The following is a 25,372-nucleotide window of genomic DNA, read 5'->3' on the forward strand; positions in this document are numbered from 1 at the left end:
GAATCCCCCTCGTTTTTTAGTACACGCTGTTCAAAACAGCATTGATTTCGTCGGGATAACGAACGAAGAAGTACATATTCGTGTACAACCGTTCCTCCTTTCGAGAGAGTCCATAACTATTCATCTCTTACCCTTTTTTTCATATCTAAAATCAAGGTATTGTTGGCGCATGAATGAAAGAAAAGCACCGGATGTCGACGAAGTCGATTCCTGTGCTTTTGAACGTGATGACTTATGTGATTTCAATCTTGTATTGATTGGCAGGAGCCGGTTTTCCGAAGAAATATCCTTGCGCTAAATCGAATCCGAGCTCACGACAGACATCTGCTTCTTCCATACGTTCTATCCCTTCAGCAAGAAGGGTGATGCCCATCGAATGGGTTAACGCACGCACTTGTTTGAGGAAAGCGCGTTTTTCAGCGTCTTCATCACAAAACGAGATATAGGAACGGTCAATTTTGACATAGTCCGGTTCAAGTCGCTTCAACATATCGATTGTCGAGAAGCCTGCCCCGACATCGTCTAATGCAACTTTCATCCCCCGCTTTTTATATGTCGAAAATACGTGTTGGAGATGATCGACGTCATGTACCTTCTCCGTCTCCACGACTTCAAAGATAAAGCGGTCTGGGCTGAGGTCATATCGGTCAATGATGTCAAACGTGTGCTGGAGACAATAGTCCGGGTTATAAATGGTCGAAGGTAAGAAGTTGATGAACGTCTTTTGCTGAGGGGCGACGGCTTCAAACGTTGCTTTGATTGCTTCCGCGCGGGCACGTTGATCGAGTTTCGAATGGAGACCGAAGCGGTTTGCCGTCCGGAATAGGTCACCAGGTGAGATGTTGGCGCTACTGCGGAGGAGCGCTTCATATCCGAACGTTTCCGTTGAATCGAGGAAGATAATCGGTTGGAGATGACTCTCGAACGTGCCGTGCTGAATCTGTTCAATGATGTGCCGATGTGCAAGCTGATCTTTTAGTGCTTCGACCTCAAGTGGAGGTGTCTGACTGTTGGAGTTATAATCGACACAGTAAACCGTCCCTTCCGCATGCAGAAGGAGCGTATCGAGTTCTTCAAACGTTTTGTAAGAGTATTCCTTGAATTTCGTGACGAGTGTTCCTTGAGCAATCAAAGGAATGGTTGTGTTACAAGCAGCACAGGGTGACCACATACTATTCCACCTTTCGATTCAGAATTGGTTCAATCAGTATATCGGCAACGTATCACAAAAAACTCACATTCAAGACCGATCCCGCAAAAAAATCGTGCAAAATGGGTACAGGTTTTGTATACTTCCTATCGTATGATTAAGAAGCGCCTCAAAACGCCACTCGCATACGAACAACTTTTTGAACAGAAAGGGGTTCTATCGATGGACCAAAAATTAAAATTATGGTTTACGGAGCACCAAACAGAAGATTACGGGATTACGTTCCGTGTAAACCACGTTTATGAGAGCGAACAAACGGAGTTTCAACGACTAGAGATGGTCGAAACGGACGAGTTCGGAACGATGTTGTTACTTGACGGGATGGTCATGACGACGGATAAGGACGAATTCGTCTATCACGAGATGGTCGCACACGTCCCACTCTTTACACACCCGAATCCGAAGCATGTGCTCGTAGTCGGTGGGGGAGACGGCGGTGTCATCCGTGAAATTATGAAACACCCATCAGTAGAAAAAGCGGTTCTCGTAGATATCGACGGGAAAGTTATTGAATATTCGAAGAAATACTTACCAAATATTGCGGGTGAGCTCGACAACCCGCGTGTTGAAGTCATCGTCGGTGACGGATTCATGCATATCGCGAAGTCAGAAAACGAGTACGATGTCATCATGGTCGACTCGACTGAACCGGTCGGACCAGCAGCCAACCTCTTCACAAAAGGGTTCTATGCAGGGATTTCAAAAGCGCTCAAAGAGGATGGCATCTTTGTGGCTCAAACGGATAACCCATGGTTCACACCAGAACTCATCCAAACGGTTCAACGTGACGTGAAGGAAATCTTCCCAATCACGAAATTGTACACAGCAAACGTACCAACGTACCCGAGCGGCATGTGGACGTTCACGATCGGCTCGAAGAAATACGACCCGGAACAAGTATCAGCGGAGCGTTTCCATGACATCGAAACGAAGTACTACACGCCGAAGCTTCACAATGCAGCGTTCGTCCTTCCGAAATTCGTGGAGGACTTAACAAAATGATTAAGCGTTTCGATGAAGCCTACTCAGGTAAAGTGTTTATCGCCAGCCTCCCAGAGGTGACAGAGGCGAAGACGGTTCTTTACGGGATGCCGATGGACTGGACAGTCAGCTTCCGTCCAGGCTCGCGTTTCGGTCCGAACCGGATTCGTGAAGTATCGATTGGACTCGAGGAATATAGCCCATATTTAGACGGTGACTTGGCTGATGCCGCGGTGTACGATGCAGGAGATATCCCGCTTCCATTCGGGAACGCACCGAAGTCGCTCGATATGATCGAGGCGTTCGTCAAAGATGTCGTCAAAGCAGGCAAGTTCCCACTCGGCATGGGTGGTGAGCACCTTGTCACATGGCCGATCATCAAAGCGATGCACGACGTGTACGGCAACGACTTTGTCATCCTCCACTTGGATGCGCATACGGACCTTCGGGATGAGTATGAAGGCGAGCCGCTCTCACACTCGACTCCGCTCAAAAAAGCGGCAAACTTGATTGGACCATCGAACTGCTATTCGTTCGGAATCCGTTCAGGGATGAAAGAAGAGTTTGAGTGGGCACGTGAAGTCGGCTACAACATGCATCAGTTTGAAGTGATCGAACCACTCAAGCGCGTCTTGCCGACACTCGCTGGTAAAAAAGTATATGTCACGATCGACATCGACGTCCTCGACCCGTCAGCGGCACCAGGGACAGGGACACAAGAAATCGGTGGCATCTCAACGAAAGAATTGCTCGAAGCGGTACATGCGATTGCAAACGCAGACCTCGACATCATCGGTGCCGACCTTGTCGAAGTGTCACCAGCATACGATCAGTCAGACATGACAGCCATCGCAGCAGCTAAGATTCTTCGTGAGATGATGATTGGATTCGTGAAGTAAATGCGGAAAAAGGGTCAGCTGGAAATGGAACTGAGCGCTCGGATTACCCAATGGGAAAAAGAATATTTGGGTCGCGGGTCATTGACGTGTAAGGCAGACCTGCTTCGAGACCTCGCCATCGTCACACTCCAAGGCGTGTTGACGCCGGCCGAGTATGACTTGGCTACTAAGTCGTCAGGTCGCGAGCAATTGAAGAAATACCGCAACAATCTCGTCGAATCAGGACGGAGTCAACTCGAAACGATTGTCGGGCAAGTACTTGGTCGTTCGATTGTCTCGCTCCATACGGACATCAGTACGAAAACAGGGGAGCGTCTCATCGTGTTCCGACTAGATGCCCCTTGGGATCAAACCGATTGACAACGAAACGTTACCTTTTTAAAATGATAGGCAGAGACGTATATAGGAGCGACTGGACGAGTCATGATGAAGCGTGCTTTCGAAATCTTATGACGGAGCTACTGACCAATTCAATAAACCGACAGTTGTCGGCCTGACGGAGCGATCATTCGAGCCGTCGGCATACAGCGCACGCCTTCTTTAGGTGTGCGCTTTTTTGTCGCCAAGGAGGAAGATGTATGGAATTGTTTTTATTTTTATTGACGAGCGCCCCGGTACTACTGTTCGTGACGGGCGTCATCGCCGCAGTCGGAAAATCAAACTTAAAGATCCCGGATTCGCTGAGTACGACGCTCAACATTTACTTACTGCTTGCCATTGGACTAAAGGGAGGCATGGGACTCGCCTCGGTATCTTTTGAAGACATCGCATTACCGCTGACCGTGACGCTGTTGATTGGAATTTTGCTACCGCTTCTCGCGTTCTATGTCGGAGGGATGTTCAAATTCTCATTCCCCGAGCGAATTGCCATGGCTGCAACGTTCGGCTCGGTGTCACTCGTCACCTATGTAGCAGCATCGACACAGCTCGAGCGTCTCGGGATTGCGTACGAGCCGTTCATGACAACACTAGTCGTCGTCCTTGAAATTCCCGGCCTGATTGTGGCGTTACTGCTGTATAATCAGACACACGTGATGGGAATCACGGCTACGTCAGGGAAGGCGAACTCTCTATCGGTGTTGCGGGAGAGTTTGTTCTCGAAAAGTATTCTCTTGATGTTTGCAGGTCTGATTGTTGGACTGGTGACACCAGACGCCACACCGCTCAAACCATTTTTCGTCGACTTGTTCCCGGGCGTTTTACTCTTATTCTTACTAGGTCTAGGAATGAAAGTCGGACAGCAGTTGAAAACGGTCCCGTCATATGGACTAAAATTTATGATGATGGGGATGGTGTTTCCGTTAGTCGGAGCACTTGTCGGCTTTTTTGCAGCGGGGATTGCCAATTTATCTGATGGCGGAACGATCCTCTTGATGACACTCGCAGCGAGTGGGTCGTATATCGCCGCTCCCGCCATGTTGCAAGCCTCGGTCCCGGAAGCGAAACCATCATTTTATTTGACCCTTTCGCTAGCTGTCACGTTCCCGTTCAACCTGTTAGTTGGAATCCCGCTATACATTGCGATCGTCACATGAAAAAGGAATGAACTGTACTCTGAGTAGTAGGTAATATGCTCCCCAAGAGGTAGACAGATGAAATAAAAAATCTGTTTATCTAATCGGGGAGTATTTTTTATGGCGAGAAATCGACATTCAATCGAACAAAAACTGAGTGTACTACATACGATGGAAGAATAAACATATTCATAGGGACTCGTCTAAATCTAGGGGTGTCTATCCGGTTTATAGTGAGATAGCTGAACGCACACAGGAGCGCTAATACAAAACTTGACAAAACTACGCTTCTGACGATCATCCGGAAGCTACGGGCAACCTGGTCCCCAGAACAGATCGTCGCTCACCTCTACATGGGAAAAAACGCCTTCTTGACGATCTATCTCTGGGTCTGTGGGGGTAATATACGTGCCCATAACCTTGCTCCGGCAGAAGGACAAGCACCGGAAACTAGTGCAGACCTGCGGGCGTATCAACGCCGGTTTGCCGCCCCGTACTCGTCATGGCAACATGAACGCCAAGAGAATCCTTCGCGAAAATCACGCATGACGTGCTCGCCGAGAGCAACGGGCGGCCGAGAAAGTGTCTGAACTGGAAAACGGCACAGTGGACCTTTACGGGGAAGTATTGCGCTTAATTTGACAAATCGCCCATCTAAAGGACGAATGTATCTTATGCACAGATATGTTAAAGTCAGCATTTCTTTTAAGAGTGATCTAAAAACAATTATTTATTATAAATATCATGTTTTACGTTAAGTGAGCTAGGGGAAATATTATATAAACTAAACTATTCGATTAATTAAGGGGGCAGGGAATATGTCGACGAACAGATGTGATATTTGTGGAAAACCAGCATCAGTCAGAGTCCAAGCAAACTTGAATGGTCAGTTACGAAATATGGAGTTATGTGAGGGTCATTATCAAGAATTTTTACAACGCAATGGATTAAACATTTCTCCAATCGAATCGTTATTTGGAATACGTGGCACTATGCTCGATAACTTTTTTTCGAGCAAACTACCTTTTTTTAATGTAGATGAAGAAGTTAGTAAAGAAAATGTTTATGATGAAACCTCGAGCGAAGTGGCACGGCGCAAGCGTGGTAATGCTTTAACTAGCCGATTGAGTGAAAGCGCGGAAGAGATGCTTCAAAAAGCGGGACAATATGCCTCTGAATTTAACCGACCCGAAATAGATACAGAGCACTTATTGTTGGCGTTGACAGATAGTGAGGTTGTTCAAAGTATATTTAATCAATTCAAAATTAAAGTGGAAGATTTGAAAAGACAAATTCAAGCTGAGGCGAAACATGGAGAGGAATTGCATGAAGGTGAGATTAGCGTTTCACCGCGAGTAAAAGACGCCTTAAGTCGTTCTTTTATTGCTTCAAATGATTTAGGACACCCTTATGTTGGTCCCGAACATTTCTTGATTGGTTTATCTGAAGAGGGAGAGGGGCTGGCTGCAAACATCCTTCGCAAATATGGTTTGACGCCTCAATCTATAAGACAGCAAGTGAGTAGGGTTGTCGGGAACGGTGAAAACAAAGGAGGTCTATCCAATTTGAGTAACACCCCTGAACTGGAGAAATTTTCGCGCGATCTTACTAAGATGGCTAAAGAAGGGAAGCTAGATCCGGTCATAGGTCGTGCCGAAGAAGTGGAAACCACAATAGAGATATTAGCTCGACGTAGAAAAAATAATCCAGTACTGATTGGTGATCCAGGGGTTGGGAAAACTGCTATTGTAGAAGGGTTAGCACAACGAATTGTTGACGGTGAAGTACCTGAAGGTTTAAAGGATAAGCGATTAATGGAGTTAGATATTAACGCAATGGTTGCTGGATCAAAATACAGAGGAGAGTTTGAAGAACGTGTTCAAAAAGTGTTGAAGGAAATATCGGAAAATAAAGATGATTTAATTATATTCATTGATGAGGTCCATACGATTGTAGGCGCTGGACAGGGTGGGGAAGAAGGCGGTCTAGATATAGCTAACGTTTTCAAACCAATGCTTGCTAGAGGAGAGTTGAATCTCATTGGCGCGACTACTCTGAATGAATACCAAAAGTACATCGAAAAAGACGCGGCTTTAGAAAGAAGATTTCAACCGGTTATTATTCACGAGACGACTCCAGAGCAAACGATTATGATTTTAAGAGGTTTGCGCGATACTTTTGAAGCGTATCATAAGGTGACTATAACCGAAGAAGCTATTATTTCTGCAGTAGAGTTATCAGATCGATATATTCCTTCTCGTTTTTTACCTGATAAAGCCATTGACCTTCTTGATCAAGCGGCAGCTAGAGTTAAACTAATTGCCACTTCACGTCCTGCCGGAATTCAAGAAATCGAAGCTGAATTGCAGCACCTTCTAAGAGAGCGAGATTACGTTGCAAATAGAAAGCAGTACGATAAAGCAAGCGAACTTACAAAAGTTATTGAAGAAAAAGAAAGTGAGTTAAAAAAATTAACAGAAGAATGGGAAGCCGAAAAAGGATCAGGGAGTACAGAAGTAAAACCTGAACATATTGCTTATGTGGTTTCGCAGTTGACTGGCATTCCAGTGAACGAACTAACAACAGAAGAAAAAGACAAACTTTTACGAATGGAAGAACAACTGCATCAGCGCTTAGTAGGTCAAGAAGAGGCAGTAAAAGCTGTTTCAGATGCAGTTCGTTTGTCTCGTTCTGGATTACGCGAAGAAAATAAGCCTGTTGCTACCTTTCTTTTCTTAGGACCTACCGGGGTAGGTAAGACCGAGCTTGCAAAGGCTTTATCAGAAGTTATTTATGGAGATGAAAATGCATTATTACGAATTGATATGTCAGAATATGGAGAACGGCATGCAGTAGCACGTCTTGTAGGTGCTCCTCCTGGGTATGTGGGTTATGATGAAGGCGGTCAGCTCACCGAAAAAGTACGACGTTCACCTTACAGCGTGATATTGTTAGACGAAATTGAAAAGGCTCATCCTGACGTGTACAATATCTTACTTCAAGTTTTCGATGATGGACGACTTACTGATGGAAAAGGAAGAGTTGTAGATTTCACCAACACGATAATTATAGCTACGTCAAATTTAGGGTCAGATATTATTCGGACTAGATTAAACAGCGATCATTCTTCTAAAGAAGATTACGAAGACGTAAAAAAAGAAGTTATGACTGTATTGGCAAGTCATTTCCGTCCTGAGTTTTTAAACAGGATTGATGAAATTATTGTATTTAGTGCTTTAAATGAGGATCAAATAAACGAAATTGTATCACTTCAACTACAACGTGTCGCGAAGAATGTGTCGAAACAGGGGATTACTATTTCTTTCGATCAAACTTTAGCTCGCCACTTTACAGAAGAAGGGTACAAACCTGAATTTGGTGCCCGAGAACTCAAACGTGTAATCCGTAGTGAGCTAGAAACGAAATTAGCTCGTGAACTTTTAGGAGGGGCTATTGAGAAAGGGGATAAAATAGTAGCTAAATGGGACGAACAATCACAACAGATTGTTTTTGAACGAACGGAGACGAATGAGGATTAAACCAATTCTGGGAGTATAGCCTATATTTTAGAGAAGGTGTCAACAGCGTTTTTTCATTCTTCTCTGATAACTGTGTAGTTGAAAATAAGAGTGATGATTATGCGATGTTGGCTAACGATGACGAGGCTGGGACATAACTAGCCGGTTTTAAAGATTTTTGATAAAAAGAGGGGTCCGGTCACCGATTTTCGGTGGCTGGACCCCTTCTTTGTCGTGATCAATGGAACATGAAAAGATGACTCCCGTACAGTACAGGAATCATCTCCTTGAAGCAGCATAAGTTTTTTTATTAATGTCCTTTACATGAGGTACAGATTAGAAAGAGTCGGCGCTTTTTGTATGAGTTCATCTGTATGGATTACTGTTTTACTTTTTGTTCCTCCATACATTTTAGCGCGGCCGTCCAGCTTCCGAACAAGGCATTGATCGTCGATGTACTTGGAACATTTCGACCTTCGGCCCATTTCCGGTAGTGGAGGATACTAAAATGTGGTAGCTCTGTTTTGGCTAACTGCAAGGCATCAATGACATCTTCCTCATCCCATTTACGTTTCGGTGGAGCGATATCCAAGACAAATAGCGCATAGCTCCATGAACCGTATTTACGAGCGATTGTCGCTACCGTCGGATAGCCTTTTTCTTGTGCCCATACGGCGTAATGTTGGGACGTGAGGCGCTCTAGCTTTTCAGAGGCTTCAATCAACGCTTGAATGATCCGTTCTTCATTGTTCCGTACCGTCGTCGTTTGAAGCTTGGCTTCGCGTAACGCATTCGACCACGAACCGAACCGGCTACTGATGAGCGTCAAGGAAGGGGCTTGAGAGATTTTTGCCCAGGCACGATACGTTTGGCTCGTGAAGAGTTCAAGTTCTTCTGATGCCTCAATCAGTGCGGTCAAAATATCTTCATCTGAATAATAACGATACAACATCTTAATCTCCGCCGCTTGAACGGCTTCCCGCCAAGAACCAAATTTGTAAATCACGGTCGATAGGGAGGGGACGTCTTTGTTTCGGGCCCATAGTGTGTACTGTTTTGTGTCAAATTCTTCAAGTTCATTCGCTGCTTGTCTTAGGCATGAGAGGATCTGTTGCTCTGTCCATCGTTTCATCGTGATGTCTCTCCTTTTCAGAAGCAAGTCGTGGCTTCAAAGGTCATGGTGTGGTTAAACAATGGTGGTCCTGAAGGAAAGCTAGAACATATTTCCGGTGACGAGATATGAAAAGGGAGGAACCTGAATCGATTGACTACTTTGGGAGAATACGACATTCGCAAAATCTCAAAGTGAAAATAATCCAAATGTCCTACCTTCTACTTCCCATAATACCCATATAAATTAAAAATATTCACAAAAGAAAATAAAAACTCATTACACATTTGTTAAACCGTTTCATGACGAAATGTCATTCGTATCAAAAAGCTATTCTTTTCTTTTGGATTGTGAATCTTGAACGGGTACTTATCTAGCATCAACTCGAAGCTGATTGGGATGGAAGGTGGTGAAAGGATGAGTACTCCAACTGTTCGGTCTCCCATTGATCGAAAAAATGCGCTCTTGATGTTACTCGATATCACGATTGCAGGGCTCGCGATTTTCGTGACGTTTGACCTATTCTTTGCAAATAATCCGACGGTAACATCTGACCCGCTAGATTTGATCACGATCCTCGGATTGAAGACGCTCGTTCTTCTCATTTTAGGATGGGTGACTCGGGTATACCAAATCGACTGGCGATACGGATCGATGCGTGAATTGCAATTACTGGCGATTGTGTTGGTCATGAGTGACACGTTCGTCTTATTCGCATCATACGTATTATTGGATGGCTTTTCCTATCAAGCAATTTTTATTCAAAGCTTACTCGCATTTAACGGCATGTTATTTATCCGACTCGTCGCTAGGACACGATCGTTTTTCCGATTTAACGCACCGGTGTCGAATGGAAAAGCTACCTTGGTTATCGGTGGTGGGGAATCGGGTCAAAAAATCATTAAAGAACTGAAAGAGCATCGAACGAATGTGCTGCATGTGGTCGGGGTGTTGGATGATAATCCATTGCTTCACCGTCTCTACATTCACGGGACGCCGGTCATCGGTTCAATTGATTTATTAGAACGCAAAATTGAAGAGCTGAATATCGAAGTGGTTGTGTTGGCCATTCCTTCTCTTCCATATGGGGATCGGGTCCAACTATTGAAACGAATCGAAAAGACAGGCGTCGAATCCCATGCATTGCCGATGCTTGCGGAACTCGCATCCGGAAAGGTGTCATTAAATGAGATTCGTGAAGTAGCCATTGAAGACTTGCTCGGCCGTGAACCAGTTCAGCTCGATGTTTCGGAGATTTCTCAGACGTTGAGTGGATTGACCATTTTCATCTCGGGTGCGGGAGGGTCGATTGGCTCAGAGCTTTGTCGTCAATTGATGAAATTTAATCCAGGCAAACTGATCCTGTTTGGTCATGGCGAGAATAGCATATATGCAATCGATCGGGAACTTCGCTTACTCGGGTCGGATACAGAGATTTGTCCTGTCATCGGTGACGTCCAAGACCGGGAACGGGTGACGAAAGTGTTTGATCAGTATCGACCGGACGTCGTCTATCATGCGGCAGCCCATAAGCACGTTCCGCTCATGGAAGACAATCCGAGAGAGGCAGTGAAAAACAATATTTACGGAACGAAGAATATGGTCGAAGCCGCCGATTTCTTTGAAGTGAAGCGGTTCGTCATGATCTCTACGGACAAGGCGGTCAATCCGACGAACGTGATGGGTGCCACGAAACGAGTAGCAGAAATGATTGTCCAACAGCAGGCGCGACATAGCGAAACGACATTCTCGGTCGTTCGTTTCGGCAACGTCTTAGGAAGTCGTGGCTCCGTCGTTCCGCTCTTTAAAGAACAAATTCAGCGGGGCGGACCCATTACGGTGACGCATCCAGAGATGACCCGATACTTTATGACCATCCCTGAAGCGAGTCGCCTCGTCATTCAAGCGAGCGTACGCGCAAACGGCGGCGAAGTGTTCGTACTAGATATGGGAAATCCCGTCAAAATCGTGGACTTGGCGAAACGGATGATTACCTTGAGCGGCTTCACCCTCGAGCAAATCCCGATTCAGTTCAGTGGCATTCGTCCTGGTGAAAAATTGTTCGAAGAACTGCTTGCGACGAGCGAACATACGAATCAAGTATATGAAAAGATTTTCGTCGGTTGTACAAGACCCTTTAAATCGGTCGATCCGATTTTGAAAACGATTGAATATCTACTCGATCAATCGAACGGCCTCACGTCTTTCTTGTTGTTTGTCGCAAATAACGAACTGCCAGAAGAAGTGATGGAAAGTATTTTTGCGCCACAAATCGAACCGGTACGGATGCGAGTCAACGAGTCAACGCAAAGGAGGAAGTCGTTATGAAAAGAACAGTTCTCGTGACCGGAGTGGCCGGGTTCATCGGTTTTCATCTGGCTCGACGGTTGCTAAAAGAAGGACATCATGTCATCGGGATCGATGTGGTCAATGACTATTACGACCCGAAATTAAAAGAATCAAGACTTCATGTGTTGACGCATCCTCGTTTCAAACTCTATCGTGATGCCCTAGAAAATAAGATGGCGATCACGCGTGTCTTTGAAAAAAACCAACCTCAAATCGTGGTCAATTTGGCGGCTCAGGCCGGTGTACGCTACAGCTTAGAAAATCCGGATGCCTATATTCAATCCAACATCGTTGGTTTCCTGAACATCTTGGAAGCTTGTCGTTTCTATCCAGTAGAACAGTTGATTTATGCCTCATCGAGCTCGGTTTACGGTTCGAATCAGGTGATGCCATTTTCCGAACAACACCCGGTCGATCATCCGCTATCCTTGTATGCGGCTTCGAAGAAAGCGAATGAGTTGATGGCTCATACGTACAGCCATTTGTTCGGTCTAAAAACGACGGGGTTGCGATTCTTTAGCGTCTATGGGCCATGGGGGCGTCCCGATATGGCACTTTACAAATTTACGGAGGCGATTTTAAAAGGCGAACCAATCGATGTATACAACTACGGTGAGATGGAACGAGATTTCACATACATCGACGATATCATCGAGTCGATTGTCCGACTTATGGATATCGCACCGTTGGCAGATGAGGAGTTTGACTATGAACATCCTCTACCTGACCGGAGTGACGTTCCGTTTCGTGTCTATAACATTGGAAATCAGCAACCGGTATCCTTGATGGACTTTATTCGGACGATCGAAGAGCGAGTCGGGAAAAAGGCCATCCTCCGCTTGTTACCACTTCAGGCGGGAGATGTACCCGCGAGTTTTGCCGATTCCTCCTCTTTATATGAATCGATTGACTTTCAACCACAGACGTCGATTCGCGATGGTGTAAACGCGTTTATCGACTGGTACATCGCCTATCATCAAGTGTTGAAGGAGGGCATCGAGTAATGGGGATTTTACAGGATCGGATTTATGCACACTCACCGATTCGCCTCCAAAATTGGCTGGTTTCCTTATATGGAATCAAGTTATATCGGGAGCGATACGGTCAGTATTATGAGCAGGAATTGGAGCGACTGAGACGTGCTCCAAATGAAGCGTCACCTGATGCAAAACTCAATCATTTGAATCAATTCCTACAGTTTTGTAATCAACACAACGTGTACTATCAGCGACTCTTCAAAAAACACGGGGTTACCTTACCCTTAAAGAGCTTAGAAGACTTTAAGCGGATTCCCCCTTTGGAGAAAGAGACGCTTCGAACGGATGAGACCATCTTTTCTAACCTTCATGCCCCGATCATCGGCATGACGGGCGGGACGACGGGTAAATCGATTCAGGTTCGTTTCACCGAATACGATTATCAAATGCGAATGGCGCATCTCGATTTTTTTAAAGAACAACATGGTTTTCGCCGTGGGATGAAGCGAGCTAGTTTTACAGGACGGATGATTTGTCCAGGTAATCAAAAGAATGCGGTGTATTGGCGGTACAATGCCCCGATGAAGCAAATGCTCTACTCGGTCGTGCATTCGAATCCGACGACGATTCCACACTACATCGATTCGTTGAACGAATTTCAACCGGCCGCACTCGACGGTTCACCTTCCGATATGATTGAAATCGCAAAATATTTGAAAACCCATCAAAAGACGTTATCGTTCCGACCGGTGGCTTTATTTCCGACCTCGGAGACGCTCACACCATCCGGACGCTTGTTGTTAGAAGAGATGTTCCAAGCGCCGGTTTACGATCAATATGCTTCTTCGGAAGGGGCTCCTATCGTTACGGAGTGTGAGTGCGGGAAGATGCACTTACGCCCTGAGATGGGAATCATCGAGACGGATGCGTTTGGAGAGGCACTCGTCACCAGTTTCACGACGCACGGAACACCGCTGATTCGCTACCGCATTGGCGATCGGATGACCATCAGTGAAGCGATGTGTCCATGTGGACGACAGGACACCATTATCGAGTCAATCGATGGTCGTCAAATGAACTATGTTGAGACGCCGGAAGGCTATAAGGTGTTTGAAGGGGATTTGACGGCAGCGGTCGGCGTGCTGCCGAACTCCATTATTCAAATCCAAGTGTTGCAACACAAAATAGACGAAATTGAGATGCTGTACGTGAAGGATGAGGCACGATTTGAGCCTGAACATGAAGTCGCGCTCCAAAAAGAAGTCGAGCGACTGTTTACTTCACGGATGAAAGTTCTTCTACGAGATGTGAAAAGCATCAAGAAAGAAAAGAACGGAAAAGTCCGAGTCGTGAAACGACTCTACACTTAGCGAGAGGAGACTACACCATGGCAGGGTTTGCGCTTCGTGATTTATACATGAGATCACCGATTCGATTACAACAATGGATGACGACATTGTATGGAATGAAACTATGGCAAGAACGGTACGGACGCACATATGAGCGTGAGTTAGTCGTTTTAGCCAATCGTCCAAAAGATGGGGTACTTGTCGCAGCCGATCAGTTGAAGCGACTCAATGCGTTTCTTGAATTCTGTGCGACGCACAATGCATATTATCAAAAACTGTTTGAAGAAAATGAGATTGTTCTTCCCCTTCAATCGATGGAAGAGTTGAAGCGCATCCCGATCCTCGAAAAAGAAACAGTTCGGAAAAATCCGGACATCCACTCGAACATCAAAACAGACATTCTTGGACGAACCGGTGGAACGACAGGGACGTCCCTACAAGTTCATTTTACGAAAGAAGACTATCAAAGACGTATGGCCCACGTCGACTTTTTCAAAGCGCAACACGGGTTTGTCAGAGGAATGAAACGAGCGAGTTTCACAGGACGGAAAATTTGTAATCCAAATCAAGAAAAACCTGTATTTTGGCGCTACAATCGACCGCTCAATCAACTGCTATTCTCGCTCTATCATGTCAATCCTCAGACCATCCCTCATTACATCGACGCATTAAATCGATTCAAGCCAGTCGTATTAGACAGTGCACCGTCTGCCATGATTGAAATCGCGAAATACATCAAAGAAAATCAGGTTCCACTTGAATTTCAATTACTGGCTATTTTTCCGACTGCCGAAACGATTACGCCTCAAGGAAGAGCCATCTTAGAAGAGGCGTTTAATGCCCCGGTATTTGATCAGTACGCGTCTTCTGAAGGCGCGCCGATTTTAACGGAATGTACTCATGGCAATATGCATCTCCACCACGAAACAGGCGTGATCGAGTCGTATGGGGATCACGAGGAAATTTTAGTGACGAGCTTTACGACCCATGGGACACCGCTCGTTCGTTACCGGATTGGCGATCGGATGAAAATTGGAGAGGGGACATGTGCTTGTGGACAGGGAGGAACATTCGTCACTTCCATTGAGGGACGCGAAAGCAATTATGTACTCACTCCGAACAAACAAAAAATCTACGAAGGAGATTTGACGACCGTTGTCCGAGTGTTACCCAACTCGGTCATCCAAACGCAGTATCGGCAACATGATTTGTATCATATCGAATTAAAATACGTCCCGGATCTTGAACGTTTCAAGCCAGAACATGAAGAGATTATGAGGAGCGAGCTTGAACTACTGTTCGGCAAAGAGGTCGTGATTACGTTGACCGCCGTGCAATCGATTCCTCGGGGACCGAATGGAAAACTCATTGTGATTGATAAAACCGCATAATTCCGAATCTCAGGAGGCAGATGGACATGGATAAACTCATCTCAGAATCACGTACAACACGAAAAACCATTGCCAATCGTCACGTAGCTGTTGTCGGACTAGGATATGTCGGACTCCCTGTCGCTGTTGCGTTAGGTGGCGTAGGAGACGTCATCGGAGTAGACATCAATGAAACGCGTATCAATGAGCTTACCCTTCATCTCGACAGCACGCGAGAAGTTGAATCAGTAGACCTTGAGCAAGCAGCGGTCTTATATACGACGGATGTCGCCAAACTTGAAGAGGCGGATTTCATTATCGTGGCTGTGCCGACACCGATCAATGATCAAAATCAACCAGATTTAGGACCGATTTGTAGCGCGACTCGTGCTGTTGGGGCGCATTTGCGACCGGGCACGATTGTCGTATACGAATCTACGGTCTATCCGGGACTGACAGAGGAAGAGTGTATCCCATTACTTGAAAAAACATCGGGTCTCCGGGCCGGGATTGATTTTAAAGTCGGCTACTCTCCAGAACGAATTAATCCGGGCGACCGTGAGCATACATTCCGCACAATCAAAAAAGTCGTAGCTGCCGAGGATGAAGAAACACTCGATGTGGTAGCGGCTGTTTATGAGACGGTAGTCGATGCCGGCGTTCATCGCGCTTCCTCGATTAGAGTGGCTGAGGCGGCCAAAGTGATCGAGAATACACAGCGCGATTTGAACATCGCGTTGATGAATGAATTGGCCATCATCTTCGATCGCATGAACATTGACACGCTCGAGGTGTTAGAGGCTGCTGGGACGAAATGGAACTTCCTAAATTTCCGACCAGGTCTAGTCGGTGGACATTGTATCGGCGTCGACCCATTCTATTTGACGATGAAGTCTGAAATGCTTGGTTATCATCCGGAAGTGATTTTAGCAGGTCGTCGAATCAACGAGACGATGGGACGTTTCGTCGCCACATCACTGATTAAAACGATGATTAGTCAAAACATGGCCATTCTCGGAGCACGTGTGACGGTCCTCGGGATGTCCTTCAAAGAGAACGTCAGTGATATTCGCAATTCGAAAGTGGCTTCCTTGATTCGAGAGGTCGAGGAGTTCGGCTTAGAAGTGCAAGTGTGTGACCCGCTCGTCGATTCGGAAGAGGTACGCCGCGAATATGGAATCGACGTCAAATCATACTGTGACTTAAAACCAGCGGATGTCGTCATCTATGCCGTGTCTCACGATGAATTCGTTCAAGAGGGTTGGACGATTGCGAAACGCCAGCTGAAGTTAGGTCGTGGCATCGTCATTGACTTGAAAGGCATGCTCGATCGCGCGATGAAGCCGGAGGAGGTGCACTTATGGCGCCTTTAAAGATTCTCCAGTTCTGCGCTGTCGATATGACAGCGGATGTGTTGCTACGTCCTCTCATTGAGTCGCTGAAGGCGGAAGGACACGAAGTCGACGTCGCGTGTGCTTACGGTGATCGGACGGATCGTCTTCGGGACGAAGGATGGGTCATTCATACGTTGCCAATCGATCGAAAGTTTAGCCCGAAGCGTAATCTACAGACCATTCAAGAGTTGGTGAGGTTATTGCGCCGCGAAAAATATGATGCCATTCACGTCCACACCCCGGTGGCCGCAGCGTTAGGACGAGTCGCGGCCCGCATTGCCAGGACACCACATATTCTCTATACCGCACATGGATTTTACTTTCACGAACGAATGGGTCGAATCGCATACGAACTCGTCTTCTGGTTAGAGAAATCACTCGCGGCATTAGCGACCGATTGGTTGTTGCTCCAAAGCGAGGAAGATTACTCACTCGCTAAAACAAGACATTTCAAAGAGGACGAACGATTGATGCATCTCGGAAACGGGATTGATTTAAATCGATTTTATCCGACAGAGAAACACATTTCCCCAGAATATTTAAAGTTCTTGTTTGTCGGAAGGCTCGTTCAAGAAAAAGGAATCCTAGATTTACTTCAGGCGTTCGATGAACTGACGAAACGCTATCCGAACGCGACGTTGACGATTGCTGGAGAGTTGATGACGAGTGAACGTGATCAAGAGACGGCGAAACAAGTCGAGGCGCATTTAGCCCAAAATCCACAGATTCATTACGCCGGATTCGTTCGGGATACCCCCTCTTTATTTGCAGCACACGACGTCTTTTTACTTCCCTCTTATCGTGAAGGATTGCCACGCTCTATTCTTGAAGCCATGGCGTCCGGATTACCTGTCATCGCTACCGATATCCGTGGCTGTCGAGAAGAAGTCACGGATGGGGAAACCGGCTTTCTCGTTCCCGTCGGTCGACCTGAGGCACTGACCTTGGCGATGCGCTGGTTCATTGAACATCCTGAACAGTGTTATTCATTCGGGCAACGTGGTCGCGAAGTGGTCGAAGAAAAATTTGACGAAACGAAAATTTTAAGTCGTCAACTTCACCTGTTCGCACAAATTAGTAGCCGTGAAGTGGGATGAACCGATACGTCAATCACGTAAGGGGGAGGCGACATGGGAAAGCAACAACTGATTGATCACTTACAAGAGGCTTCTTCGGACGGTCGCCTCACCATCTACATGTATCAGAAATGGCAAAAGATTCACGGCGGGGCAACCGTGGTGGAATTATTGGAAATGTACGGATCATGGTCGAATGTACTGCGTTTGGCTGGGTTGGAACAGCAAACGCCACGGTTCACAAAGAAGGAAATGATTCAAATGCTTCGTGAAGCGGCGAAAGAGCATGATTCATTCAATAGTGCCGATTATCGAAAGTGGGCCATGACCAATGATGCACCGACGTTGACAGAGGTCGTCATTCAGTTCGGATCGTGGAAAGTGGCACTGATTGAGGCGAATTTGAAGAGTATCATCTCGTTCGATCAAAAATGTGAAATCATCCAATCGTTACTTGATGCCAATGAAGAGCTTCATCCATTGACGTCGACCGCTTATGCCAAATGGGCCAAGCAGAACCAACGTCCGAGTATCACGAAAGTGGTGAGGCGTTTCGGGTCTTGGTCCCAAGCGTTAGACGAGATTGGCATCTCAACGCGAGAGCTGTTCACGGAGAAGCAAATGATGGACGCGCTACACGAGGCAGATGAACATTTGACCGCTCTCTCGCCATGGGGGTATGAAGTGTGGCAAAAAGAAAAGGGCAATCGTCCGACATTAAAAGACATTCAACAAATGTTTGGTTCATTTGATGTGGCGGTCCGAGAGATGCGTCAAACCGCAAACCAAAGTGGAGGGAGATGAGAAAATGCGAGTTGTACTCTGCACGGGCGACCACTGGAGTTCAACACTTGTCTATCAAGCGATACGGGATTTAGGCGTCACACATGTGATCATGGAAGATGGTCCGACACCGACTCATGTCAACACGTGGAAAGAACTTCTGACACAATCGTACATTTCCTTCCTGACTCCCATAATGCGGAGGTTCAGTCGAGAACGAATCGCGGAGTTGCAGTCGCGGTATGCTTTCTGTGACGATTCGATTCCGGAACAGCGTATGACGCGTGTCGTTTCCTTACAAGATAAAAAAGCGGAACATACGATTCGACACCTGCAACCGGACGTCATCATCATGTACGAAGTTGCGGAAATGAACGAACGATTGTTACAAGAAATGAACTGTCCCATCTTAACCATCACCCCATCGATGGCAGTGGGACAACGAGAAGCATATTGGGGATTCCATAACCACACATCGAGAAAAGAAGTTCGACTTTGCCAGTGGACGAAGAAAGGATGGACCCCACTAACGAGTGAAGTAATCTATACAGGTGGAACGGACAACTTCTCGACCTTCCCTTATATTTATTTGGCGACGAGTCTCCCGATGTTACAAAAACATCTTCAAATAGGACCGCAAGAAGACACCGAGCGACGAAAAAAAGTCCAAGCCTGAGGCTTGGACTTAACTGTTCGCGATACAATAGTATTGGATGGCCTCGTTATAATACGCAGCGAGCCCCGGCTCGAAGCGATCATAAAATGCGGTGAATCGTTCATCCGTCACATACATCTGTCCGAGTCCACTGAACATATCGAGTGAACAGTCGTAAAAGTGTGTGTCGATGAACAGATGATTGTCTTTCACAATCGATTGAACTCGGTCGTCATCGATTGCGATTTGTGAACGAAATAAATCAACGAGTGGCGCAATCAAATCGAGTTGCATTTGATTGATGCGTTCCCAATCCGCTTTCGATCGCTTCTGCGCACGTTCTTGTGCTGTCTTGTAAGCTGAAGTCTCTCCCCAACGTTTCTGCACTTCCTCTTGATGTTTCGCCTCGTGAGCTTGAATCTCCTCATAAGATAATCCATCAAATAATGACTTGTCATCCATTGGAATCCCTCCTTTGAGTGAGGTGAGGGTCGCTTCTGCCGTCTCGGCAAGCTGAGCGAAATAGGCTGCTTTCTGTCGCAACGCCTCGATATGTCCACTCAACACATCAATCCGGTTGAACGTCGTTGAATCAAGCAATTCTCCGATTTGATCGAGAGGAACATCGAGCGTGCGATAGAGTAAGATGAGTTGCAACCGTTCCGCATCGCGTGAAGAATAACGCCGATAGCCGTTGACGTCGCGGTTCGCGACGAGAAGACCGATTGCGTCATAATGTCGAAGCGTTCGCGTTGTCGTTCCAGCGAGTGACGCAAGTTGTTGTATCGAATACATCCCTTCACCTCCTTAGTCAAAGCGTAAAGGTTGACGTCACGTCAAGGTCAAGCCTGTTTTTCAAACAGTGAGAATCCATTTCGTTCACCGATATAGTGGAAACCGAACCGAGGATAGTAGTTATTTAAGAAGGCGTTGTCGGCAACACAGTCCAATCGAATGGTCGAAGACGTGTTTGCTAAGGCATGCTGCATCAAACGTTCCCCGATGCGTTCACCTTTTGCACTCGAGTCTGTGACGAGTCGATGCAAGTAGACGGCACCGTCCGGGTCGTCCCATAGATTATGGTCCCAGTCAGTCGGAGGAATCAGGCTGACGGCACCGACGACTTGTTGATCTCGTTCGTAGACAAACACCGTCCCGTTCGTCAAATCGTGACGGACATAGTCGGAACGACTCGGCTCTAAATATTTGACCCATTGCGACTTTCCGGCTACTTGGAACTCTTTTGCTTTCTTTAAAATCAATTGATCGACTGCTGAAAAATCCTCCATTGTGGCAAATCGAAACATGATGAAGCACCTCGCTTTCATTTCTTTTCAAAATCGTGTAGGGTACACGTTGAGTATGCTGATGAAACATCTTTGTATCATCGAATGTTTTTTGGTAAGATAAATTTATTGCATAGTGCAAACGATTGCGCTAATGATATAAAGTTCACAGCACGAATAAGATAAGTATAAATGATGAGCAGTGAGTTTTGGGATAAGGAGTATCTAGATCACATGCAACTTTTACAACGAGAACAACAAACACAAACGCTTAAACGCAACTGGTGGAAAGAAGCCGTCGCCTATCAAATTTATCCTCGTAGCTTTTATGACGCGAATGGGGACGGAATTGGAGACATTCAAGGAATCATTGATAAGCTCGACTATTTGAAAGACCTCGGTATTGATGTTATCTGGATTTGCCCGATGTATAAATCGCCAAACGATGATAACGGTTATGACATTAGTGACTATCAAGATATCATGGACGAGTTCGGTACGATGGAAGACTTCGACCGCTTATTGGACGAAGTGCATCAGCGCGGTATGAAGCTGTTGCTCGACCTCGTCGTCAACCATACGTCGGATGAGCACCCTTGGTTCATTGAATCGAAGAGCTCAAAAGACAATCCGAAGCGCGACTGGTATATCTGGCGCGACGGAAAACCGGACGGGTCGAAGCCGAATAACTGGGAATCGATCTTTGGTGGCTCGGCTTGGGAATTCGATGAAACGACGGAGCAATACTACTTGCATGTCTTCTCGAAGAAACAGCCGGACCTCAATTGGGAAAATGCTGAGATGCGTACAGCGGTATACGATATGATCAACTGGTGGCTCGAAAAAGGGATCGACGGGTTCCGTGTCGATGCAATCAGCCATATTCGCAAGAACCCGACGTTCGCCGACTTGCCAAACCCGAACGACCTCGACTTTGTACCGTCGTTCGAGATGCACATGAACGTGGACGGAATTCACGACTATTTAGAAGAGCTTCGTGACGAGACGTTCAATAAACATGACATCATGACGGTCGGTGAAGCGAACGGCGTCTCACCTGACGATGCCCATCTATGGGTCGGTGAAAAGGAAGGGAAGATGAACATGGTCTTCCAATTCGAACACATGGACCTTTGGAGTGAAGATGTCGATTCGAAACTCGATGTCGTTCACTTGAAGAACGTGTTGACGAAATGGCAAAAAGGACTTGAGGCCGATGGATGGAACGCCCTTTACGTCGAAAACCATGACCAGACGCGTACGGTCTCGAAATGGGGAGACGATGAACGTTACTGGAAAGAAAGCGCGAAGTCGATTGCGATGATGTACTTCCTCATGCAAGGGACGCCGTTTATCTATCAAGGTCAAGAGATCGGGATGACGAACGTCAAATTCGATTCGATCGATCAATATGATGACATCGCGACACGCAACCGCTACTATATCGGTGTCGAACAAGGGAAGAGTCATGACGAGATGATGCGCATCACGTGGAACTCGTCACGCGACAACACGCGTACACCGATGCAGTGGAGTGATGCCCCGAACGCCGGATTCACGTTCGCAGAGCAGCCATGGGTCGGCATCAACCCGAACTATACGGATATCAACGTCGAATCACAGCTTAAAGATGAGGACTCAATCTTTAACTTCTATAAAGAGATGATTCAACTTCGTAAAGATAATGAGACGTTTGTTTACGGGGCGTATGATGTCGTCTTGCCGGAACATCCGGAAGTCTATGCGTATACGCGTACGCTCGGTGACACGCAGTACCTCGTCGTCACGAACTTGACGGCGAAAGAGACGATGTTTGATATGGATCAGACACTTCGTGCGCAAGATGTCGTCTTGAGCAACATGCCGGTTGAAGGCGATGCGGAATCATCGCTCCTTCACTTGAAACCGTTCGAAGGTCGCGTGTATAAAATTAGCTAATTTTTCAGAACTTCAAGGTCGTGGACGAAAATTCGTCTACGGCCTTTTTTGTTGGAAAAAGGGGATAACGGCGACTCATGCGAACTCCTTATAGGGAGATGAGAAGGAGGAAACGTAAATGAAACTGTTATTAACGTCAGCAGGTATTAAGAACGAAAGCATCAAACGAGCACTTCTCGAGTTATTAGACAAGCCGATTGAAGAGTGTAATGCACTCTGTATCCCAACAGCCATTTATGCGTTGAACGGGGGAACGAAACACGCATGGAACTTTTTCAACGGAGATTTCTCGACGCCGATGTGTGAGTTGGGCTGGAAGTCGGTTGGGGTGCTCGAACTGAGCGCACTCCCGAGTATCGATGAGTCGGTGTGGAGACCGGCGTTTGATAAGGCAGACGTATTATTGGTGAATGGGGGCGATCCGCTCTTTCTCTACCATTGGATGAAACAGTCCGAGGTAGCCTCGCTGCTCCCGTCCTGGAAAGGTGTCTACGTCGGATTGAGTGCGGGGAGTATGGTGATGACGCCACGAATCGGAGAAGCGTTTGTCGGATGGCGCGCATCCGATGAGCAGAGCGATGAGACGTTAGGGTTTGTCGACTTCTCGATCTTTCCACATCTCGATCATGACATGTTACCGGGGAACACGTCACGAGATGCTGCAGAATGGGCGGAGACATTACAGTCGCCGGCCTATGCGATTGACGACGAGACGGCGATTCGCGTGAAGGATGGGAAGGTCGATGTGATTTCGGAAGGGAATTGGAAGAAGTTTTTCTGACTGTATAAAAGCAATAGGAAGGGGACCTGAGAGATTGAACCGATTTACTCATCAACGAAAAACGAATCGAATCATCGTACGACCGTTAGAGAAACAAGATTATGACGCGTGGTTAAGTGGATTTACAAATCGTCGTATTTCGCAACACGTGTACGATTCCGGGAAATTAGACATGAGCGACTGTACGTCCGTTTGGTTTGACCAGCTAGTCGACAATCATCAGGCACTTGCGCTTGAAGACGAGGCACATGTCTTCGCCGTTTTCCGGCTTGATGATGGGATACATCTCGGCATGGTGGATTTTTCTACCTTGGCGCGAGATGCGTTTCAATGGGGGAGGGTCGGGTATACGATTCATAATCAACATTGGGGTCAGGGGTATGGGACAGAAGCAGTCGACCTGGCGATGCGTATTGCTTTTGACGACTTGAACTTTCAACGAATCGAGGCACATATCAATCTCGATAATAAAGCATCCATTCGTCTCGCGGAGCGTGTCGGCATGTCGTATGAGTGCACGAGAGAAGGGTTTATCTTTGAGAACGAAGATTGGGTAGACCATCTCGTCTATGTGAAAACGAAGCGCCGTCGATAGAACGACTCCTACCACATATGGTACGATGAATTGACGGAAAGGGGGATGAGCATGGCGATTGAACCACTTCGCGTGCGTGTCCAGCAAACAACACGGATGAGTGACATGCCAGAGTCAATCGAGCTCTCGGCAGACGGTTTATACTATCCATTGAAGACTGGCTTTATTTTAATGTTTGACCAACGACAAGAGGACGGGGCGGTCCCGACGACAATCAAGTACACGCCGGAACGATTGGCGCTGATTTGTAAGGGACCGATTGAGATGAACCACTCCTTCATCGAAGGTCGCTTCACGCAAAGCTTATACAAGAATCCATATATGTCGATGACGATGGCGACGACGACATCGCGCCTCGATGTCTCGGAAGAATCATGTACGTTCGTATATGAGTTGTCCATGAATGAAGAAGATGTTGGTATATATGAAGTACATGTCACGTGGACATTTGAAGGAGGAGAAGACTGATGAACTTTACAGAACGCGTAAACAAGATTGAAGAGATGTTGAACGAAGACTGGTTCGAGATGCTCGAAACGAATGAAGAAGAGTATGAAGAGTGGCGCGGTCGCCTTGAAGACCATGCTGAGCAAGTCATCATGCATTATGACCAAGAAAACGGAGTCGATGTCGATTCAATCGATAAATTGCTTCAATTGAACGATGAGTTCCCGCTCCTTTACGGGGAAGACACCGTTCGCCTGTACATCGCACTTATTGAGGCGCGGTCAGAAGACAAAGCGGTCTACGATCGGTACGTCGATTATTTGGCAGCCATCAGTGATGCATCGCACGAACAGTTTTTACATTTCCATACGCTCGTCGAGGCAGGACGGTTAGAAGAAGCGAGACAACTTGCTCCACACATGCCGCAACGTCTCGGACTCGAAGGATAAGCATACCGAAAGTGTCATCTGAACAAGGTGGCACTTTTTTTCATGCCTGAAAGGGGACAAACTTTGACGAGAACGTCTATTTTATTTCAATTGTGCTTTCCCTAAGATGAAGGAACAAGGAAATCAATTTAGAGAACACGAATGGAAAGGAATAAAGGGGGAAATGGGATGTTAAGACTAATCAAGACGTCTGTCGATCAAAAAGAACAGATTCTCGCATTTTTAGAGGAATGGTACGAGCGGGATGAGCGGATTGTCCCGACCTCGGTGGACCGTGAAACGACAGACTTCGAGGCGTACGTCAACACATTACGTCAGAAAGAGTTACGTGAGAACATAGAGGAAGGCTGGGTCCCGAGCACGACGTATTGGCTTACAGATGGAGAAGAGCTTCTCGGGGCGGCGAACATTCGTCACGAGTTGAATGAATCACTTTTGAAGATTGGTGGGCATGTCGGGTACGGGGTGAAACCGAGCGCACGCGGGCGTGGACTCGCCACCATCCAACTGCAACTTGCGCTTGAGAAAGTGAAAGAACTTGGAATCGAGCGGGCACTCATCACGTGTAACCGGACAAATATCGCTTCCCGTCAAGTCATTTTAAACAATGGTGGCATTGCGGACACACCGTATACGGAAGAAGACGGGACAGTCGTCGAGCGGTTTTGGATTGACTTGAAAGGGTGAGGA

The 25,372-nt window shown here is 46.6% G+C and carries 23 protein-coding genes and 1 pseudogene; 20 read left to right on the forward strand and 4 right to left on the reverse strand.

Features of this window, described 5'->3' with window-relative positions; translation table 11 throughout:
- Positions 1-232 precede the first annotated feature (232 nt).
- Complete coding sequence (locus KNO68_RS12105; RefSeq protein ID WP_078147707.1) at positions 233-1,171, reverse strand: EAL domain-containing protein; 939 nt, start codon at positions 1,169-1,171, stop codon at positions 233-235.
- Between the two features lie 201 nt (positions 1,172-1,372).
- Between KNO68_RS12105 and speE the strand changes: the two genes are divergently transcribed.
- The 6 genes and pseudogenes from speE to KNO68_RS12130 all read left to right on the forward strand — a co-directional run bounded on the left by speE (position 1,373) and on the right by KNO68_RS12130 (position 8,143).
- Positions 1,373-2,212, forward strand: coding sequence for a polyamine aminopropyltransferase (speE, locus tag KNO68_RS12110; RefSeq protein WP_012727429.1), 840 nt, complete (start codon positions 1,373-1,375; stop codon positions 2,210-2,212).
- Positions 2,209-3,090 carry an agmatinase gene (gene speB / locus KNO68_RS12115; protein ID WP_012727428.1) on the forward strand — a complete coding sequence of 294 codons (882 nt, stop codon included), beginning with the start codon at positions 2,209-2,211 and terminating at the stop codon, positions 3,088-3,090. Before speE ends, speB begins: the two co-directional genes overlap by 4 nt.
- Positions 3,091-3,450: a Na-translocating system protein MpsC family protein gene (locus tag KNO68_RS12120; protein WP_031422162.1), complete on the forward strand. Its 360-nt coding sequence runs from the start codon at positions 3,091-3,093 to the stop codon at positions 3,448-3,450.
- Positions 3,451-3,668: 218 nt separating this feature from the next.
- Entirely contained in the window at positions 3,669-4,625 is a 957-nt protein-coding gene (locus KNO68_RS12125; protein ID WP_214687590.1) for a sodium-dependent bicarbonate transport family permease, read from the forward strand.
- Between the two features lie 461 nt (positions 4,626-5,086).
- Positions 5,087-5,246: pseudogene (locus KNO68_RS15150) on the forward strand (IS30 family transposase); the annotation flags it as partial.
- 176 nt (positions 5,247-5,422) lie between these two features.
- Positions 5,423-8,143 (forward strand): ATP-dependent Clp protease ATP-binding subunit, encoded by a 2,721-nt coding sequence (locus KNO68_RS12130; protein WP_214685409.1) that lies wholly within the window; start codon positions 5,423-5,425, stop codon positions 8,141-8,143.
- Between the two features lie 358 nt (positions 8,144-8,501).
- On the opposite strand, the gene KNO68_RS12135 is transcribed toward KNO68_RS12130, so the two are convergent.
- A complete protein-coding gene (locus KNO68_RS12135; RefSeq protein WP_012727425.1) occupies positions 8,502-9,254 on the reverse strand; it encodes a homing endonuclease associated repeat-containing protein in 753 nt (250 codons plus the stop codon).
- A gap of 396 nt (positions 9,255-9,650) precedes the next feature.
- Between KNO68_RS12135 and KNO68_RS12140 the strand changes: the two genes are divergently transcribed.
- Genes KNO68_RS12140 through KNO68_RS12175 form a run of 8 tightly spaced genes read left to right on the forward strand, consistent with a single transcriptional unit; the run spans position 9,651 to position 19,207 of the window.
- Positions 9,651-11,561: a polysaccharide biosynthesis protein gene (locus KNO68_RS12140; protein WP_215112549.1), complete on the forward strand. Its 1,911-nt coding sequence runs from the start codon at positions 9,651-9,653 to the stop codon at positions 11,559-11,561.
- Entirely contained in the window at positions 11,558-12,586 is a 1,029-nt protein-coding gene (locus KNO68_RS12145) for an NAD-dependent epimerase (RefSeq protein WP_215112550.1), read from the forward strand. Before KNO68_RS12140 ends, KNO68_RS12145 begins: the two co-directional genes overlap by 4 nt.
- Positions 12,586-13,929: a phenylacetate--CoA ligase family protein gene (locus KNO68_RS12150; RefSeq protein ID WP_078147703.1), complete on the forward strand. Its 1,344-nt coding sequence runs from the start codon at positions 12,586-12,588 to the stop codon at positions 13,927-13,929. The genes KNO68_RS12145 and KNO68_RS12150 overlap by 1 nt, the downstream gene beginning before the upstream one ends.
- A gap of 17 nt (positions 13,930-13,946) precedes the next feature.
- Positions 13,947-15,299 (forward strand): phenylacetate--CoA ligase family protein, encoded by a 1,353-nt coding sequence (locus tag KNO68_RS12155; protein ID WP_078147702.1) that lies wholly within the window; start codon positions 13,947-13,949, stop codon positions 15,297-15,299.
- 26 nt (positions 15,300-15,325) lie between these two features.
- Entirely contained in the window at positions 15,326-16,651 is a 1,326-nt protein-coding gene (locus KNO68_RS12160; RefSeq protein ID WP_215112551.1) for a nucleotide sugar dehydrogenase, read from the forward strand.
- The gene (locus KNO68_RS12165) at positions 16,639-17,769 is read left to right on the forward strand and encodes a glycosyltransferase family 4 protein (protein ID WP_078147700.1); all 1,131 of its coding nucleotides are present in this window, start codon (positions 16,639-16,641) and stop codon (positions 17,767-17,769) included. The genes KNO68_RS12160 and KNO68_RS12165 overlap by 13 nt, the downstream gene beginning before the upstream one ends.
- Positions 17,770-17,802: 33 nt before the next feature.
- Entirely contained in the window at positions 17,803-18,552 is a 750-nt protein-coding gene (locus tag KNO68_RS12170) for a hypothetical protein (protein ID WP_078147699.1), read from the forward strand.
- Between the two features lie 4 nt (positions 18,553-18,556).
- The gene (locus tag KNO68_RS12175) at positions 18,557-19,207 is read left to right on the forward strand and encodes a hypothetical protein (RefSeq protein WP_078147698.1); all 651 of its coding nucleotides are present in this window, start codon (positions 18,557-18,559) and stop codon (positions 19,205-19,207) included.
- Between the two features lie 9 nt (positions 19,208-19,216).
- Here KNO68_RS12175 and KNO68_RS12180 read toward each other — a convergent pair whose 3' ends face one another.
- Entirely contained in the window at positions 19,217-19,981 is a 765-nt protein-coding gene (locus KNO68_RS12180; protein WP_215112552.1) for a MerR family transcriptional regulator, read from the reverse strand.
- 47 nt (positions 19,982-20,028) lie between these two features.
- The gene (locus KNO68_RS12185) at positions 20,029-20,493 is read right to left on the reverse strand and encodes a GNAT family N-acetyltransferase (protein ID WP_159563003.1); all 465 of its coding nucleotides are present in this window, start codon (positions 20,491-20,493) and stop codon (positions 20,029-20,031) included.
- A gap of 213 nt (positions 20,494-20,706) precedes the next feature.
- On the opposite strand from KNO68_RS12185, the gene KNO68_RS12190 reads away from it, so the two are divergent.
- From KNO68_RS12190 to KNO68_RS12215, 6 genes are all read left to right on the forward strand, one after another.
- Positions 20,707-22,410: a glycoside hydrolase family 13 protein gene (locus tag KNO68_RS12190; protein WP_078147695.1), complete on the forward strand. Its 1,704-nt coding sequence runs from the start codon at positions 20,707-20,709 to the stop codon at positions 22,408-22,410.
- 118 nt (positions 22,411-22,528) lie between these two features.
- Positions 22,529-23,191 (forward strand): Type 1 glutamine amidotransferase-like domain-containing protein, encoded by a 663-nt coding sequence (locus KNO68_RS12195; protein ID WP_078147694.1) that lies wholly within the window; start codon positions 22,529-22,531, stop codon positions 23,189-23,191.
- 34 nt (positions 23,192-23,225) lie between these two features.
- Complete coding sequence (locus tag KNO68_RS12200; RefSeq protein WP_214685428.1) at positions 23,226-23,786, forward strand: GNAT family N-acetyltransferase; 561 nt, start codon at positions 23,226-23,228, stop codon at positions 23,784-23,786.
- Between the two features lie 51 nt (positions 23,787-23,837).
- Positions 23,838-24,254 carry a YwiB family protein gene (locus KNO68_RS12205; protein ID WP_214685430.1) on the forward strand — a complete coding sequence of 139 codons (417 nt, stop codon included), beginning with the start codon at positions 23,838-23,840 and terminating at the stop codon, positions 24,252-24,254.
- The gene (locus KNO68_RS12210; protein WP_215112553.1) at positions 24,254-24,682 is read left to right on the forward strand and encodes a hypothetical protein; all 429 of its coding nucleotides are present in this window, start codon (positions 24,254-24,256) and stop codon (positions 24,680-24,682) included. Before KNO68_RS12205 ends, KNO68_RS12210 begins: the two co-directional genes overlap by 1 nt.
- 168 nt (positions 24,683-24,850) lie before the next feature.
- On the forward strand, positions 24,851-25,369 hold the full coding sequence (locus tag KNO68_RS12215) for a GNAT family N-acetyltransferase (protein WP_214687580.1): 519 nt from the start codon (positions 24,851-24,853) through the stop codon (positions 25,367-25,369).
- The last annotated feature ends 3 nt before the right edge of the window (positions 25,370-25,372 follow it).

This window comes from Exiguobacterium sp. s75, from assembly GCF_018617145.1.
GTDB lineage: Bacteria > Bacillota > Bacilli > Exiguobacteriales > Exiguobacteriaceae > Exiguobacterium > Exiguobacterium profundum.